The 16044-nt window shown below is 40.6% G+C and carries 13 protein-coding genes; 8 read left to right on the forward strand and 5 right to left on the reverse strand.

Annotation, left to right across the window (positions count from 1 at the left end; all coding sequences use genetic code 11):
• From ACIQXP_RS12320 to ACIQXP_RS12350, 7 genes are all read left to right on the forward strand, one after another.
• Complete coding sequence (locus tag ACIQXP_RS12320) at positions 1-1905, forward strand: RagB/SusD family nutrient uptake outer membrane protein (protein WP_293741886.1); 1905 nt, start codon at positions 1-3, stop codon at positions 1903-1905.
• Positions 1906-1917: 12 nt separating this feature from the next.
• Positions 1918-2619 carry a DUF3823 domain-containing protein gene (locus ACIQXP_RS12325; RefSeq protein WP_387503973.1) on the forward strand — a complete coding sequence of 234 codons (702 nt, stop codon included), beginning with the start codon at positions 1918-1920 and terminating at the stop codon, positions 2617-2619.
• A 139-nt stretch (positions 2620-2758) separates the two neighbouring features.
• On the forward strand, positions 2759-3724 hold the full coding sequence (locus tag ACIQXP_RS12330) for a glycoside hydrolase family 43 protein (RefSeq protein ID WP_293741884.1): 966 nt from the start codon (positions 2759-2761) through the stop codon (positions 3722-3724).
• 85 nt (positions 3725-3809) lie between these two features.
• Positions 3810-4835, forward strand: coding sequence for a glycoside hydrolase family 43 protein (locus ACIQXP_RS12335; RefSeq protein WP_387503974.1), 1026 nt, complete (start codon positions 3810-3812; stop codon positions 4833-4835).
• Between the two features lie 27 nt (positions 4836-4862).
• A complete protein-coding gene (locus ACIQXP_RS12340) occupies positions 4863-5942 on the forward strand; it encodes a glycoside hydrolase 5 family protein (protein WP_387503975.1) in 1080 nt (359 codons plus the stop codon).
• A 222-nt stretch (positions 5943-6164) separates the two neighbouring features.
• Positions 6165-8018, forward strand: coding sequence for a glycoside hydrolase family 2 protein (locus tag ACIQXP_RS12345; protein WP_387503976.1), 1854 nt, complete (start codon positions 6165-6167; stop codon positions 8016-8018).
• 164 nt (positions 8019-8182) lie between these two features.
• Positions 8183-9703 carry a glycoside hydrolase family 43 protein gene (locus tag ACIQXP_RS12350; RefSeq protein WP_387503977.1) on the forward strand — a complete coding sequence of 507 codons (1521 nt, stop codon included), beginning with the start codon at positions 8183-8185 and terminating at the stop codon, positions 9701-9703.
• A 65-nt stretch (positions 9704-9768) separates the two neighbouring features.
• Here the strand turns inward: ACIQXP_RS12350 and ACIQXP_RS12355 are convergent, their stop codons facing one another.
• The 4 genes from ACIQXP_RS12355 to ACIQXP_RS12370 all read right to left on the reverse strand — a co-directional run bounded on the left by ACIQXP_RS12355 (position 9769) and on the right by ACIQXP_RS12370 (position 13094).
• Positions 9769-10761 (reverse strand): hypothetical protein, encoded by a 993-nt coding sequence (locus ACIQXP_RS12355; RefSeq protein WP_387503978.1) that lies wholly within the window; start codon positions 10759-10761, stop codon positions 9769-9771.
• Between the two features lie 26 nt (positions 10762-10787).
• Positions 10788-11240, reverse strand: coding sequence for a GNAT family N-acetyltransferase (locus ACIQXP_RS12360; protein WP_293741878.1), 453 nt, complete (start codon positions 11238-11240; stop codon positions 10788-10790).
• A 242-nt stretch (positions 11241-11482) separates the two neighbouring features.
• Entirely contained in the window at positions 11483-12298 is an 816-nt protein-coding gene (locus ACIQXP_RS12365; RefSeq protein ID WP_293741877.1) for an MOSC domain-containing protein, read from the reverse strand.
• A 286-nt stretch (positions 12299-12584) separates the two neighbouring features.
• Positions 12585-13094 (reverse strand): PRC-barrel domain-containing protein, encoded by a 510-nt coding sequence (locus ACIQXP_RS12370; protein ID WP_387503980.1) that lies wholly within the window; start codon positions 13092-13094, stop codon positions 12585-12587.
• A gap of 275 nt (positions 13095-13369) precedes the next feature.
• On the opposite strand from ACIQXP_RS12370, the gene ACIQXP_RS12375 reads away from it, so the two are divergent.
• Positions 13370-13660 (forward strand): hypothetical protein, encoded by a 291-nt coding sequence (locus ACIQXP_RS12375; protein WP_293741875.1) that lies wholly within the window; start codon positions 13370-13372, stop codon positions 13658-13660.
• 93 nt (positions 13661-13753) lie between these two features.
• On the opposite strand, the gene ACIQXP_RS12380 is transcribed toward ACIQXP_RS12375, so the two are convergent.
• Positions 13754-16027, reverse strand: a complete 2274-nt coding sequence (locus tag ACIQXP_RS12380; protein WP_387503981.1) for a GH92 family glycosyl hydrolase — start codon at positions 16025-16027, stop codon at positions 13754-13756.
• Positions 16028-16044 lie beyond the last annotated feature (17 nt).

Consider the following 16044-nt stretch of genomic DNA (forward strand, 5'->3'; position numbering starts at 1 on the left):
ATGAAAAAAATTATATATGCATTTGCTGCCATTGCCTTTTTAAGTTTTGCGCAGTCGTGTAAAAAAGATTCAGCATTTTTAGATAAACAACCTACCAGTACGCTACCTATTGATGCGGTATGGAAAGACCCAAACCTGGTGCTAACGGTTGTTGGCGATCTTTACGATCGGTATCCGGATTACCAGACCATTGAAGCCTGGTGGACTTTCACCGATTTTGACGAGGGTTTTGCTTCGGCTAGCGGCGATTATTTTCGCCATCAGAATTTAGAGTACGGTTATGATGCCTGGAGGTATTGGGATATGGGCACTTATGGTTATATCCGCGACTTAAATATGTTTATTAAACGTGGGCAGGAATCTACCGCTTTGAAAGCAGAAGACCGCGACCGTTTCCTGGCCGAAGCTCGTTTTATCAGGGCTGGAGTATATTTCGAAATGGTAAAAAGAATGGGAGGTGTGCCGTTGATCACAACTGTTCTGGATTATGATTATAGTGGCGACCCAAGCTATCTTCAGTTTCCAAGGGCAAAAGAAACCGAAATTTATGATTTTGTGATTGCTGAATTGGAAGCCGTTAAAAATATATTGCCTGATGATGCGACCGTGCAGAGCAGGGCTACAAAAGCTGCTGCATTAGCCATGGAGTCTAGAGCAGCATTATATGCAGGTTCAATTGCCAAATACAGCAACTCGCAGTTAACGTTACCTGGCGGAGAGGTGGGCATATCATCAAGCCTGGCCAACGGTTATTTTACCAAAGCTTTAGCTGCGGCCAAAGAGATTATAGATGGTGGTAAATATTCGTTGTACAAAAAGAACCCTAATTTGTCAGAAAATTTTGCCGCGCTATTTACGGATAAAGGCAGCAATCCTGAAGTAATTTTCGCAAAAGATTTTAAGTTAAAAACCAATAAGGTTCATGGTTTTACCATTGATAATCAACCACGTTCTTCAGCCGAAGAAGCGCAGGGCGGGCGTTTAAACCCATCCTTAAATCTGGTACAGTCATTCGAAAAACTGGATAATACCTATGCATCCATGGCTTCGGTTGATGGAAATGGTAACCCGGTATACTATACCAGTATTACCGATATTTTTGCAGGCCGTGATGCACGTTTGGCTGGAACGGTGATTCTTCCGGGAACACAGTTTAAAGGCAAAACGGTTGATATCTGGGCGGGTTATCAATTGGCTAACGGAACAATCATTACCGGAGATAATTTCGGGCAGAGCAAAAGTGAGGTATTGCCAGATAATCCGGCATCTGTACAGGTAGTAGGAAGAGATGGCCCTGTTGATGGATTGGAATTCAGCGCACAATCTGGTTTTTATGTCCGCAAGTATCTGGATCCGGCAACAGGGTCAGGACAGATTGGTACCCGTAGTGATGTTTGGTGGATCCGCTACCGTTATGCGGAGGTGTTGTTAAATGCAGCTGAAGCCGCTTTTGAACTAGGTGATCCGACTACAGCTGCAAACTACATGAAACAGGTAAGAGACCGTGCTAATTTAACTACAGCTTTAACACCGGCACAAATCTCTTTCGACCGTATTGTACACGAGCGTAAAGTAGAGCTTGCTTTTGAAGGACATGAACTTTGGGACATGAAACGCTGGAGACTGGCTGATAAAGTTTGGAATGGCAGTAACATGTCGGCAGCCAATTTTATTAATGCTACAGATATAGGTAGCGCGACACGCACCAGTACGCAGGTATTTGGCTTGTGGCCCTACAAGTATTATAATCCTGGCAATGCCAACCATTTAAAATATATTTTTAAAGTAATCAAACCAAGCCGCGTAACGGCTGCACACCGGTTCCGCATCGGTAATTATTACTCTTCTATCGGGCAGGATGTGCTTAACGGAAACCCGAAAATTGTAAGAAACCCTAACCAATAAGCAGATATAGATATGAAAATTAGATTTTATTTCATGATGGGGGCACTTATTGCCGTACTTTTTGCTTCGTGTAAAAAAGATAATTATGATGCACCTGAAGCTGATTTTACCGGACGGATTGTATATAAAGGTGAACCGATTAGTGTTCAGTATGGTCAGGTGAATTTCGAACTCTGGCAGTCGGGTTTTGGTAACTACGCTGCCCTGAACGTGAATGTGAGCCAGGATGGGACCTATTCTGCCAAATTATTCAAAGGAGATTATAAACTTGTTTTTTCACCTAATCAGGGGCCTTTTTTATGGAAAAAGAATGCTGCTGGTAAACAGGATACCATTACGGTAAATATTAACGGCAATAAAACCATGGATATTGAGGTAATGCCTTACTACATGATCCGCGGGGCTACCCTCACCGCTACGGCAGGCAAAGTAAATGCTTTTTGCAAGCTCGAAAAAATCATTACCAATGCCGATGCTAAGGACATTGAAAATGTGTCGCTTTACATTAACAAAACACAGTTTGTAGATGGTAGCAATAACATTGCTGCCCAGCAGATTAGTGGTGCAGCCATTGCCGATCTTAATAACCTGAACATGAGTGTAACGATCCCAGGCATTACACCCACTCAAAATTATGTCTTTGCCAGAATAGGCGTTAAAATTGCCGGTGTTGACGATCTGATTTTTACACCGGTAAGCAAAATAAGTTTTTAATTCTTTTAATAGTATCGTCATTCCCGCGCAGGCGGGAATCTTAATGATAGTGTCATTCATTATGCTTTAAGATTCCTCATTGTTCTGGTAATGGCGATATCTTAAAAATCAATACCTTATCTCTAGTTAAACATTGCTAATGAAACATATTTACGCCCTTTTTTTCTGCTTTTCACTAAGTTTCATTAGCAAAGAAACATTGGGGAAACAATTAAATGATACCCTATACCTTGCTGATCCAACCATTTTCGCAGATAAAGGTAACTATTACTTATATGGCACCAGCAGTGACCAGGGATTTTTGGTTTATGTTTCAAAAGATCTCAAAACCTGGAAAAGAAAATCAGGAATTGATGGTTTTGCTTTAAAAAAGGGAGATTCCTTTGGCAACAAAGGTTTTTGGGCCCCGCAGGTTTTTAAAAGGAAAAATACTTATTATATGGCTTATACTGCTGATGAGCAGATTGCGGTTGCTTTGAGCAAGAGCCCATTAGGCCCGTTCAAACAGGAAACATTAAAAGCCATCTCTGGCACAGGGAAGCAGATCGACCCATTTGTATTTACCGATACAGATGGTAAAAATTACCTCTATCATGTTAAACTTGATCGTGGCAACCGGATTTTTGTAACCGAACTGAAGGCTGATTTTTCGGATATCATCCCGGAAACAGCACAGCCCTGTTTGACAGGAACTGAACCCTGGGAAAACACGGCTAAAACAGATTGGCCGGTAACCGAAGGACCAACAGTTCTTAAAAAGAACAACGTTTATTATCTCTTTTATTCGGCAAACGATTTCCGGAATCCTGATTATGCAGTGGGTTATGCCACTTCGAACTCACCCAAAGGACCATGGGTAAAATATGCAGGCAATCCGGTAATCAGTAAAAAATTACTGAAAATAAATGGTACCGGGCATGGCGATTTCTTTACCGATAAAAATGGAGCCTTACAGTATGTATTCCATACGCACCATAACAATCAAAAAGTATCGCCAAGAGCTACAGCTATTATCAAAGCTGTTTTTGTAAGCGATAAAAATGGTGGTTACCATCTGCAGATCGATCACGAAAGTTTTCGCTTTTTAATAGAAGGGATAAATTGATTTAATATAAATATTATAAAAAAAATAATTTTAAAAGATTACGACAATGCAGCAGCCTGAAAAAGACAGGCTTTAAGTTTTGAAAATGAATAAATTAAAAATAAAATTATGGTTTGCATTATGCCTTTTAGTGATTGGCGGATTAAATGCACAAACATTTACCAATCCCTTGCTTCCATCTGGCGCTGATCCTTATAGCTATTATAAAGATGGTTATTACTATTACACCCATACCACGGGTAACAGGATGGATCTTTGGAAAACCAAAACCTTAGCCGGTTTAAATGACGCAGAGCGTAAAACCATTTGGAAAGCACCGGCCGGAACCATGTACAGTAAAGAAATCTGGGCGCCTGAAGTGATGTTTTTAAGGGGCAAGTGGTATGCCTATTTTGCTGCGGATGATGGCAGAAACGAAAACCACCGCATGTATGTGTTAGAGAATGCTTCAGCCGATCCAATGAAAGGAGAATGGATATTTAAAGGAAAAATTAGCGACCCCACCGATAAGTGGGCCATTGACGGCGATGTGATTGATTTTAAAGACCAGTTGTATATGATCTGGTCGGGATGGGAGGGAGATAAAAATGGTAAACAGGAGATTTTCATTGCCAGGCTTAAAAACCCCTGGACGGTAGACGGGCAACGTGTAAAAATTTCAACCCCAAAATTCGACTGGGAAAAAAACGGTGATTTAGGCGGAGGAGAACATGTTGATGTAAACGAAGGGCCACAGTTTTTGGTACATGGAGGCAAAATCTTCATCATTTACTCGGCCAGTGGTTGCTGGACCGATTTTTATGCACTAGGCATGTTATCTGCTTCTGCAAAAAGTAACCTGCTTGATCCTGCTTCCTGGACAAAATTTACTAAACCTGTTTTTCAGCAGTCGCCCAAAGACGGCGTTTATGCACCAGGTCATAATTCATTTTTTAAATCGCCTGATGGCAAAGAAGACTGGATCCTATATCACGCCAATGATAAACCGGGCCAGGGTTGCGGAGGTTTCCGTTCACCCCGGGCCCAAAAGTTCTCCTGGAATAGCGACGGGACACCAAATTTTGGTACGCCAGTAAAAGCAGGAGCGCGCTTAGCATCGCCATCAAACTAAAACAAAAACTAATCAGATAATACCGATATGAATTTAAAAAACTATGCGCTATTTGCCGCATTAAGCCTGATCGTCAGCACTGGCTTTGCGCAAAAAACAAAAAAAAGCACCGAAGCTGCAAAAGTCTGGCCTGTAGAAAAGGCGAATGCCTGGTACAAAGAACATCAGTGGCTAACAGGTGCAAACTATATTCCTTCCAATGCCATTAACCAGTTAGAAATGTGGCAGGCTGATACCTTTTCGCCCGAACTGATTGATAAAGAACTGGGCTGGGCCGAAGGCATCGGCTTTAATACCTTACGTGTTTTCTTGTTCAGCAAAGCCTGGAGCCAGGATCCCGAGGGTTTTAAAAAGAGAATTGATCAGTTTTTAACCATCACTCAAAAACATGGTATTAAACCGATGTTTGTTTTTTTTGATGATTGCTGGAATAAAACTTCGGCTATTGGCAAACAGCCTGCACCAAAAACAGGCATCCATAATTCAGGTTGGTTACAGGATCCTGGCGATCCGGCTTTTAAAGAAGAGGCCAATTTTCCTGAACTTGAAAAATATGTTAAGGATGTGCTAAGCCATTTTGCCCATGATAAAAGGATTTTGCTCTGGGATTTATATAATGAACCTGGTAATAGTGGAAAGCTGGAGGCCTCAATCCCTTTACTAACTAAAACCATCGGCTGGGCAAGAGCTGTCAATCCTGATCAGCCTATTTCCATCGGATTGTGGAGCTGGGGTTTTGAAAAGCTTAATGAGATACAGCTGACCAATTCAGATATTGTAACTTACCATAACTACGAGGTACCGGAATGGCACCAAAGAACCATTGATCTGTTAAAAGCCAGCGGTAGGCCATTAATTTGTACTGAATATATGGCCCGAACGCGCAACAGCCGTTTCGCTAACATTTTACCGATGCTAAAAGAAGAAAATGTTGGTGCAATAAACTGGGGTTTTGCTGCGGGTAAAACTAATACCAAATATGCCTGGGATACACCGCTTGCAGACGGATCTGAACCGATTGAATGGTTTCATGAAATCTTTCAGCCTGATGGTACCCCTTATCGCCAGGATGAAGTTAACCTGATTAAAAAACTGAATAACAAATAAATAAGTGTCAGTTTGAGGTATAACTTATTTTGTAAAATCCAAATAGATGACAGGAGGTATTCATGGAGATAAATCGCTTTAAAGTATCGTCATTGCGAGGTACGAAGCAATGACGACCTTTCTAAAGGAACCTGTGAATGGTATGATGCCTAAGGACACCTGTTTTTATTCCCTGCTCAAATTAACAACATTAGCCAACCTAAACACACAAATTGTAAACAAATGAATAAAAAAGTATCGCTTATTTTATCGCTGCTGGGGCTGTCGCTATCCCTTTCTGCGCAGCAGCAAAACAAGTCATGGTCGATGGTAAAAGGAAAAATCTCATCACCATGGGCACAGGAAGTTAATCCAAAAAATGTATTGCCAGAATATCCACGCCCTCAGCTGGAGCGTATGGGTAACTGGAAAAACCTAAATGGCATGTGGGATTATGCCATTTCCGAAAAATCGCAGCGCCCGGCCATTAACCAGGGGAAAATTTTAGTTCCGTTTGCTGTAGAATCTGCACTTTCCGGTGTGGGCAAAACGGTTGGTAAAGATAGCCTCTTATGGTATAAAACGGTATTCACGCTTCCGGCGAATATGAAAGGAAAAGAAATTCTACTTCACTTTGGAGCGGTTGACTGGAGAAGCACTGTAAGCATCAATGGCAAACAAGTAGGTAAACATGAAGGTGGTTTTGATCCTTTCAGCTTTAATATTACACCATTTTTGAATAAAAGTGGTAAACAGACCTTAACTGTAGAAGTTTGGGATCCAACTGACGATGGTCCTCAGCCAAGGGGAAAACAGGTTAAAAAACCAGAGGGGATCTGGTATACTCCCGTAACCGGAATCTGGCAGACCGTATGGATCGAAGCGGTAAACCGATCACATATCGATCACATTAAGGTGACTCCTGACATCGATCAGCAATCATTGGCTGTTACACCAATTTTAACAGGAGCTACCGCGGGCGATCAGGTAAAAGTTTCGGCTTGGGATGGGGCTACGGAAGTTGCCGAACAAACCGGTGATGGTAGCGGTACAATTACCTTAAAAATCGCTAATCCAAAACTTTGGAGTCCTAAAAGCCCGTTTTTATACGATTTAAAAGTAGAACTGCTTGCAAAAAACAAAAAGGTAGATGAGGTGAAAAGTTATTTCGCGATGCGTAAAAGCTCAATGGGTAAAGATCAGAACGGCATTCAGCGCATGTTATTGAATAACGAATTTGTTTTTCAGTATGGTCCGCTTGATCAGGGATGGTGGCCGGATGGCCTTTACACCGCGCCGACTGATGCTGCTTTGAAGTTTGATGTAGATAAAACCAAAGAAATGGGTTTTAATATGATCAGAAAACATATTAAGGTAGAACCGGCCCGTTGGTATTACTATTGCGATAAAGCCGGCATGTTGGTTTGGCAGGATATGCCTAGTGGTGATTTAGGTAATGGCTGGGAAAACCGTCCGGGTGTTTTAGACCACGGTTCGGATCAAAAAAGAACTCCTGAATCAGAAGGCTTTTACAAAAAAGAATGGAACGCCATTATCGATGCACTTTATAATGTACCTTCAATTGTAGTATGGACACCTTTTAACGAAGCCTGGGGCCAGTTTAAAACTGTAGAAATTGCCAAATGGACCAAGGAAAAAGATCCATCGAGACTGGTAAATACGGCCAGCGGCGGTAATTTCCATCCGGTAGGCGATATTATCGATCTGCATAACTATCCGCATCCGGCTATGCCAAGTCCTGATTATTTTGGAAAAGACTATGCCTTGGTGTTAGGTGAGTTTGGTGGTCTTGGTCTTCCTATTGATGGGCATGTGTGGCAACAGAAAAATAACTGGGGTTATCAAAGTTTCAAAAATAAAACTGATTTGTTTAACAAATACGCAGCCTTTACCAAACGTTTGGAGCAATTGATCCTACTAGGGCTTTCGGCCGGAGTTTACACCCAGACTACTGATGTGGAGGTAGAAACCAACGGATTAATGACCTATGATAGGAAAGACATTAAGTTTTCAGAAGCACAGATGAAAGCTCTGCACGGTAACTTATATCAGATTACCGTACCGGTGCAGAAATAAAATGCTGTAAAATCGTCATTTAGACTGTGTTGCACTTGGCTACCATTTACACATCTACTAGTGAGGTCGTCATTCTCGCGCATGCGGAATCTTAAAGCGCTTGCATTACGATTCCCAATCGAGTTGGGAATGACGATTTTTTTTACAAAGATCTATTAATAATAATGATGAGGAAAAAAATGAAGTTTTCGCGGTATGTAACCTTAGCAGTAATCGCTAAACTGCTCTTGATTATGAATATTTCATCGGCACAAACCGTTATAGAACCTGTAATTGCCGGAGATTTTGCCGATCCATCTATTATCCGGGTTAGCAACCAGTATTATGCCGTGGGCACTTCATCAGAGTGGGCACCTCATTTTCCAATTTATACCTCGAAAGATCTGTTAAACTGGAAACAGATAGGTTATGTTTTTGAACGGGCGCCAGAATGGACATCCGGTTCGTTTTGGGCACCGGAATACGATTATCATGATCAAACCTATTTTATATATTATACTGCCAGAAGGAAAAAGGATAATATATCGTGCATTGGAGTAGCCACTTCAAAATATCCCGACAGAGGCTTTGTCGATCAGGGTATCGTTGTCGATTATGGAAAAGAAGCTATTGATGCTTTTGTTTACCTGGATGGCTCCACACGTTACATTACCTTTAAAGCTTATGGTTTGGATAAGCGTCCCATAGAAATTTTAGCTTACAAGCTTGCTCAAAACGGCCTCAAAGTTGAAGGCAAGCCTTTCTCGTTAATTAAAGATGATGCTCATATCGGTTTGGAAGGGCAAAGCATCCTGAAAAAAGATGGTTATTATTATCTTTTTTATTCGGTAGGGAACTGCTGTGGTATACAATGCGATTATAATGTAAGGGTGGCCAGATCAACATCTTTTGCTGGACCATACGAATTTTATGCTGCCAACCCGCTCTTAATGGAAAATGAATATTGGAAATGTTCAGGGCATGGCACATTTGTTAAGGCAGCAGATGGAAAGGATTATTACCTCTACCATGCTTATAATAAAAAAACAAATGTTTTTTCAGGCAGACAGGGGATGCTGGCGCAATTAAGCTGGCCGCAGAGGGGTGGCTGGCCAATACTTAAAGAACAGTCAGGCCTAAAGCTTAACCAGGATTTAAAAATAACATTTACCAAACCCGAACTTGATAAAAGATGGCAATGGGATTTCAGGAATTCATCGCCAACAATTAAACAACAAAACGGTCAGCTTCATTTATCAGGAGAGATGAAAAACAATAACGTTACCGGTATAGCATTAACCATTAGACCTGTATCGGCAACATTTGAAGCAACCACAGCAGTTACCAATAGCACTAGTGCTTTAAAAGGTTTAGTATATTATGGTGATGCTGGGTCGGCCATGGGCATTGGTATAGCTGGAGATGAAATCGTATCCTGGAAAGTCGAAAATAAAATCAAAACAATACTTTCTAAGCGTAAAGTACCAGCAAGAACACCTGTGGAACTTAAAATGAAAACGGCTGATGATTTAAGTGTAATGGTGTTTTTTAAGCAGGAAAACCAGGAATGGCAAAATATGCCAGCTAAGGAAAAAATGAGGGTTAACTTTTTACCACAATGGGATAGAAGCCCGCGTATTGGTATTCTTTTTAACGGACAGGTTAATCAAGATGCTGATTTTTCTTATTTTGAATTAAAATATTGATCTCTGTGCTGTAGGATATTACCACCTGACGAATATTTAATTTCTATAAAAGAGAAAAATTGTTATTATCTAGTCAGTCTAAATTCATTATAGCACATAATAACATTAAACCCAAGGAAAATAATAGCCTCGGAGCTCACCTTCAATTTATTGATATCGACACCTAAAATGGAAGAAATGAACAGTGTTGAAAACACGAGTACTGCACTAAGAAATATACTGATAAAGGCCGAACGTAGTAATAATGTAATCCTGAAGAGGTTTTTCTGAAAAAAATATTCAGGGCTTCTGATCATTTGCACCAGATTGACTATAATAAAAAAGCCAATGAGCAACATATAAACATTCATAAAGGGCGTTGCACTATCCCATTCCAATAGGGTAAAATAACCTTTTGAAGTGAAGTAATAAATAAGGGCGAGGCAGATCAGTGCTTTAAAAATTACCCAGAATTTTTTATTCGACAGTAAAAGATATAGTTTAGGGTATTTCGAGGAGCTGATGAAGTTAGCAATTGCCAATAATTTAGCAGATGGGGGTACAAAAGGATTAAATATGCCTAACAGTATTAACATGATGGTACTTGTAAACTGAAAAACAGCGTCACCGATTAACCGATCCATTTTTTCCTCATCAAGAACGGTATCGTTTGAATAGGTAAAAATTGATAACGAAATTAATATGATAACTACAAGGTGAAATATTACACCAGCATAATTGCCCAAACTAAGTTTGTTTAAATGCCGCCCTTCGGTATTTGGTGATTTGTTAGCTGAAGAGAATTTAGCGGAGATCGCTTTAAGTGAATTTGCAGTACCTCTTGCCATCAAGGCAATGGCCAGTACAAAAACGCCAATACCAATAGCGAAACACGCTATACCAGCAGCCTCAAAGCTGTATAGCCCTAGGAGAAAAACAACTATTCCAATGCTAAGCGCTACATTTTTATACCTGAGTTTAGTAAAACCATGCAGGTGGAGCAAAAGTGTATAAAACAGTCCGAATGCAGCACCAACTGCAATAGCCATTAATAGTTTGCCTGTGATGTTTTCGAGCATGATTAGAAAAGACTGTTAGCAAAAAGTCATTTATTTTGTACCGGTAAGGCCATAGAAAGGATAGGGAAAGGTTTTCCTGCTCCATCCACTTCACTTCGTTCAAAGGTTGTGAAACCAAGTTTTTTATAAAAACCTACTGCTTGTTCATTCTGCTCATTTACATCTACCATATAAACATGATGTGCCTTTCTGGCAAAATCAATCAGTCTTTTGCCAAATCCTTTACCTCTTGCATCAGGGTGGATAAAAAGCATTTGGATCGATTCACCATTAATGCCTATAAAACCCATCATCTTTTCCTCAACCTCGATAGCATATAACTGTACCTGATCAAAATATTCATTTAAAATCAACGAACGGTAGGTGATAATGTCTTTTTCAGAAAGAAAATGGTGTGTGGCCCTTACCGAGCTTTCCCAAACCGCAATCAGTTTTCCATAATCCTTTCCACTGGCAGCTAAAATTCTTGCTTCTTTCATTCCATGTGAATCGTTTAATCTCCAATACTTTGGAAAGTAGTTTCTAAACGTAAAATTTACTGAAAAGTTTGCTTTCGATGATAAGGTCGTTTGTTTTGTATCCGGAGCTTAGCAGATTTATGTGATTAAGTCGATCGAAAAATATGGAATAGTAAAAGCCTTAAGTTTTTTACGGTTAAGTTAGTCAGGAATTTTTGTCATGGCATCAACTCCATCTTCCATTTTACATCATCCATCTTCCGTTACTTATTCCAGCTCACCACCTTAATTTCATCACCCACACAGATGGTCCCCGTTTGCTGATGCAGTAAATTCTGCCCGAACATGATTTTGTTCCCCATCTTGCGGTAGCTGGCCAGTGTTTTTAAGGGCTCCTGGCCCTTAAAACCCGTTTGCTGGTCTATTGTAATGAGTACACACCTTGAGCATGGTTTTACAGCCGAAAATAAAACCTCACCAATGTAAAAGTCCTTAAAACTATCCTCAACATGGGCCTCACCTCCGGTGAAAACAAAATTTGGCCGAAAACGGTCCATCAGAATAGGCTCTGGTAGTTTTCCATTCAGTTCATTAAGCGAAGATTGGCCGATGAGCAGGCAAGGGTAACCATCAGCAAAACTCACCACTTCATTATTTTGGGCATAATCCCGATCAACCAGTCGCTTTTCGGTTAACTGCATCTTTACCAATCTAACCTTAAAATTTATAAAATCAGAAAACCAATCACTTACCATTTTATTTACTTCAGTCGCAGTAACCACATCGTTCCAAATTTCAACTGAAATCTGCTCTCCGGTATCTTCATCCATGGAAAAGGATGTACTTAACCCAGGCAATGTTTTATGGGAAACGATTAATTTACCATTACAGATGTTCACTTGTAAAAGGGCCAGTTCTGCATGTTTCCTTTGGGTAATAAACATCCCTTTCTCATCAACAAGCATCCATCTTCTGTCATATTGTAAGCCCTTTTCTTCAAGTTTGGCTTCCTGTAAACTTAGGCCTCCCAGCGATTTTATAGGATAAATGTTGATTTCGGAAAGGAAAAATTGATTCATGCCTTAAAGATAAAAAACACATTCCGGATTTAGCTGTTTGCCCGAATTGAATTACCTCATGAACGAGACAACGGAGATGAACCAGATATTTATTACAAAGGCCCAAACTATTAAACTTAAAAAGCTTGTAATCACTTTTTGTCTATAGAGTAGATTTCGGATTTGTATTTGATTAAGCGGGCCAGCTCCAGCTAAAAAAAAGCGGAGCTTCCTGATCGAAAGCTCCGCTTACTCTGCTACTAAGTCTGTTGGAAATGCTTTTACCGTAATTCCAATCTATTGTTCATTAAATTAATGGGTCAGCATCCTGATTACGGGTATTTTGATCGGGAAAACTATTACGGTCAAAATGGTGGTGACGATAAAAGTTTGCCCGGTCTATCTCTACAATTTCATCTTCCAGTCGCAGTGCCGCGGGACTGCCTATCACACGGCGGATCTCATTCTCCATTTGAGGGGTAACCTCACCTATGATATATCTTGGCATTGCCCTAAACTGATCAAGGTGGATATCGGGTAAAACAACCTCTTTTTTATCTTCACCTAAATTTGCAAGGCCAATAGGGATCAATATCGCTTTTTCCTCCAAATCTTCGCCCATGTCAACAAGTTCTACAATAATATAACGAATTGCATTTTGCGCGGGATCGAATAGGAGATCACGGACCTTCCCAACCGAATCACCGGCTTCATTTCTTACCGGCCATCCTTTAATGTCGGCCTCGCCATCGCTTAATTGATAATTACTTTTTGAAAGTTCTTCTAAATTACTGTATACAATAGTTCCTGAATCCATAATTGCTTTTGTTTAAGGGGCTATTCATAACGTGCCCATTTTTACAACAGGTTTAACCAGCGGATGGTTTTTTAAAACTTATCAGGTAGTTTGTAAAAAAAGGGAAACGAACCAAGTATCACAAAGTCGAACTTGTTTATAAGTGTTTGTTGTCTAGTTTTTTATGTAAGTATAGCCAGATGTGGAAGTCCGTTAGATATTAATTGGAAAAAACAGTCAGCTATTGTAAAGTTTTACATCTATTTTGTATAATATTAAAATAGAATCAGAAGCTAATGAATATAACTGAATTTAAAAAGTTATTAGAAAAAGACAGTCCGGATGCCCACCTGTCAGTTCAGCTGCGGGCACTTTGGTACGATGCAAAGGGAGATTGGCATAAGGCCCATGATCAGGTTGATCAGTTAGGCGATTTGGCCTCTGCACGTATCCATGCATACCTGCATCGTAAAGAAGGCGATATCTGGAATGCGAATTACTGGTATGCTAAAGCTGGAGAGAAATTGCCGGCACTATCACTGGATCAGGAATGGGAAGCGCTGGTTCAGCGTTTTTTAGCGGTATAACCTAAATGAGCTAACCTAATGGCAAAGGACATTGGGTTAGCTTTAGAGATGTACTTAAAATGATATTATTTGCCTGGAAGCCACCCGGTCTTTTTATTTCGCAGGCATTTTAAATGAAGGTGGCAGTGAACTTTCATCCGCTGCCCAAAGCTTATTTGGGTGTTTGCCCATTACCAGCTCTAATTTGCCACCTTTCATTAAATCATCATGGGTAAACCACGATTTATTCCATACCGTACCATTCAGTTTAGCAGATTGAATGTATTTATTTTCAGGGGAATAGTTTATACAATTCAGCTCAAATTTTTTGTTGTTTCCAAGGTCCAGTTTAACATTGGCAAAAGTTGGGCTGCCAATCACGTACATAGGCAAGCCTGGGGTTATCGGGTAAAAGCCCATCTGCGAAAATACAACAAAAGATGTAAGGCCACCACCATCTTCATCACCAGGAATCCCCATTAAATCATTGCGAAACCACTGGGTTAATAAACTCCTTACCCGTTTTTGTGTTCTCCATGGCTGTCCGGCATAATTATACAGGTAAGGAATATGCATAGCAGGTTCATTACCCATAGAAAATTGACCAACATTGCCGGTATGGTCGGGTAACTGCGAATAAAAATCAAACCTGCTTTTTCCAAGCGGGGTGTTATACATTTTTTCCAGTTCATCAACAAAAGTCTGTTTACCACCCATCATATTCACCAGATCGCCGATATTGTGCAGCACATCCCAACGGTAGAGCCAGCCATTATTTTCACCATAAGTTTCTCTGGCACCAAGTCCGCCGGAAAAACGGTAATCCAGCGGTTTAATAAATCTACCTTCTGCATCCTTGGGGTGAAAAAACCTGGTTTCAGGATTAAAAACGGTGTGGTAGCTGGTACTTTTATCTAAAAAATGTTTTGCCTCTTCGGTTTTACCTAACTGCTGTGCTATATTGCCCAGGCACCATTCATCATAAACGGTACCCAGGGTTACCGCAATAGGTTGGCGTTTTTCAAATCCATGAACTTCTGCTGCGGTTTCTTTCTCACCCTCAGGTAAAGCGGGAAAATAGCCCTTATCTTTAAAAAACTGATCTAAAACACCTGCTTTTTTTGATGACCATGGGGCAAGGGTCTTTTCAGTAATTGCTGCTTTACAATACTGGTAGGCTTCTTCAAGATTAAAACTTCTCAAACCCTTGTTATAAGCATCAATTATTGTAGCCACGCCATGGTTGCTGTTCATCCTACGGCTATCGCCGGTTACTTCCGGAAAAGTTGGCATCCAGTGGTCGTTCATCTGTTGGGCCATTCGCAGATAAGAATTAATCATGTTGCCTTCCATTTTCGGCTCAATAATCACGCGAAGCGGATGTGTTGCGCGGTAGGTATCCCAAATCCAGTCGTCAGTAAAAAATGGCACACCATTATCGTTATGCACTTTTCCATCGAAGGCGCTAAAATATTTTCCATCTTCAGATAAGCTGATCATCCTTTCGTAGGTGCGGTAAAGGGAAGTGTAAAAGATCGTTTTGGCGGTTTCATCTGTACCCGTTACCTGGATTTTTCCAAGCGTGGCATTCCAGATATTTCTGCCTGTCTGCGCCACCTGGTCCAGGTTATAATCCCTGATTTCGCGACGCAGATTTTGCTTTGCCTGTTCTACGCTAATAAATGATATACCATAACGTGCCTTAATCTGCCGGGTTTGAGCAGGAAATTTTAAAATCAGATAAGCATCCCGGCCGGAAGTTGACTGTTGGCTTGAATTTAGGTTATCTCCACTGTGCGTACCCGATTCAACGGGTTTTGAATCAGTTTCCAAATAGAGGTAAACCCTGGTATTATTGTCCAGTTTCTGAAAACCACTTATCACATTTTGGCTTACTTTTAATTCGCCGTTTTTGGTGTTTAAAATCAGGTAAGGCGGAACACTTGTTTGCGAAAAATGGAGTGCATATATCCCTGATTGATGAGATGGAGCAAATTGTACATTGATCCCATGATCATCAAGATCTACCTGATAATAATAAGGCTTAATCACCTCATTGTCGTAACCATAAGAAATAACATGCCCCGCCTTTTTGAGGTCGCCCTGAAAAGGACTTAAATTAAAAGCCGAGCTGCCCCGGTGACTGGTAACCACAACTGGCAGACCCTGTATCGTATTACTGGTAAAATTATCTCGCTCCGGATAAACCCTTAACAAACTGTTGGGTAAATGAACGGTAGGGTATGTGGGCACAAGTAAATGGCTGATGTTGCCAATATATGGGTTAACATAGTCTACGGGTTGTTTTTTAGTTTGTGCTTGCACGAAACTGATGCAGGCTATCAGGGTGAATATTGCACTTAATACCGGATGTGTATATTTTTTCATGTCAGGACTTTTAATTA

The organism is Pedobacter suwonensis (assembly GCF_044762335.1).
Lineage (GTDB): Bacteria > Bacteroidota > Bacteroidia > Sphingobacteriales > Sphingobacteriaceae > Pedobacter.

Excerpts from the sequence above, each read along its gene's own strand:
- ACIQXP_RS12370 (WP_387503980.1), bottom strand. The coding sequence starts at position 13,094 with ATGGATTCAGGAACTATTGTATACAGTAATTTAGAAGAACTTTCAAAA.
- ACIQXP_RS12330 (WP_293741884.1), top strand. The coding sequence starts at position 2,759 with ATGAAACATATTTACGCCCTTTTTTTCTGCTTTTCACTAAGTTTCATT.
- ACIQXP_RS12350 (WP_387503977.1), top strand. The coding sequence starts at position 8,183 with ATGATGAGGAAAAAAATGAAGTTTTCGCGGTATGTAACCTTAGCAGTA.
- ACIQXP_RS12365 (WP_293741877.1), bottom strand. The coding sequence starts at position 12,298 with ATGAATCAATTTTTCCTTTCCGAAATCAACATTTATCCTATAAAATCG.
- ACIQXP_RS12345 (WP_387503976.1), top strand. The coding sequence starts at position 6,165 with ATGAATAAAAAAGTATCGCTTATTTTATCGCTGCTGGGGCTGTCGCTA.
- ACIQXP_RS12335 (WP_387503974.1), top strand. The coding sequence starts at position 3,810 with ATGAATAAATTAAAAATAAAATTATGGTTTGCATTATGCCTTTTAGTG.
- ACIQXP_RS12375 (WP_293741875.1), top strand. The coding sequence starts at position 13,370 with ATGAATATAACTGAATTTAAAAAGTTATTAGAAAAAGACAGTCCGGAT.
- ACIQXP_RS12320 (WP_293741886.1), top strand. The coding sequence starts at position 1 with ATGAAAAAAATTATATATGCATTTGCTGCCATTGCCTTTTTAAGTTTT.
- ACIQXP_RS12340 (WP_387503975.1), top strand. The coding sequence starts at position 4,863 with ATGAATTTAAAAAACTATGCGCTATTTGCCGCATTAAGCCTGATCGTC.
- ACIQXP_RS12325 (WP_387503973.1), top strand. The coding sequence starts at position 1,918 with ATGAAAATTAGATTTTATTTCATGATGGGGGCACTTATTGCCGTACTT.
- ACIQXP_RS12355 (WP_387503978.1), bottom strand. The coding sequence starts at position 10,761 with ATGCTCGAAAACATCACAGGCAAACTATTAATGGCTATTGCAGTTGGT.
- ACIQXP_RS12380 (WP_387503981.1), bottom strand. The coding sequence starts at position 16,027 with ATGAAAAAATATACACATCCGGTATTAAGTGCAATATTCACCCTGATA.
- ACIQXP_RS12360 (WP_293741878.1), bottom strand. The coding sequence starts at position 11,240 with ATGAAAGAAGCAAGAATTTTAGCTGCCAGTGGAAAGGATTATGGAAAA.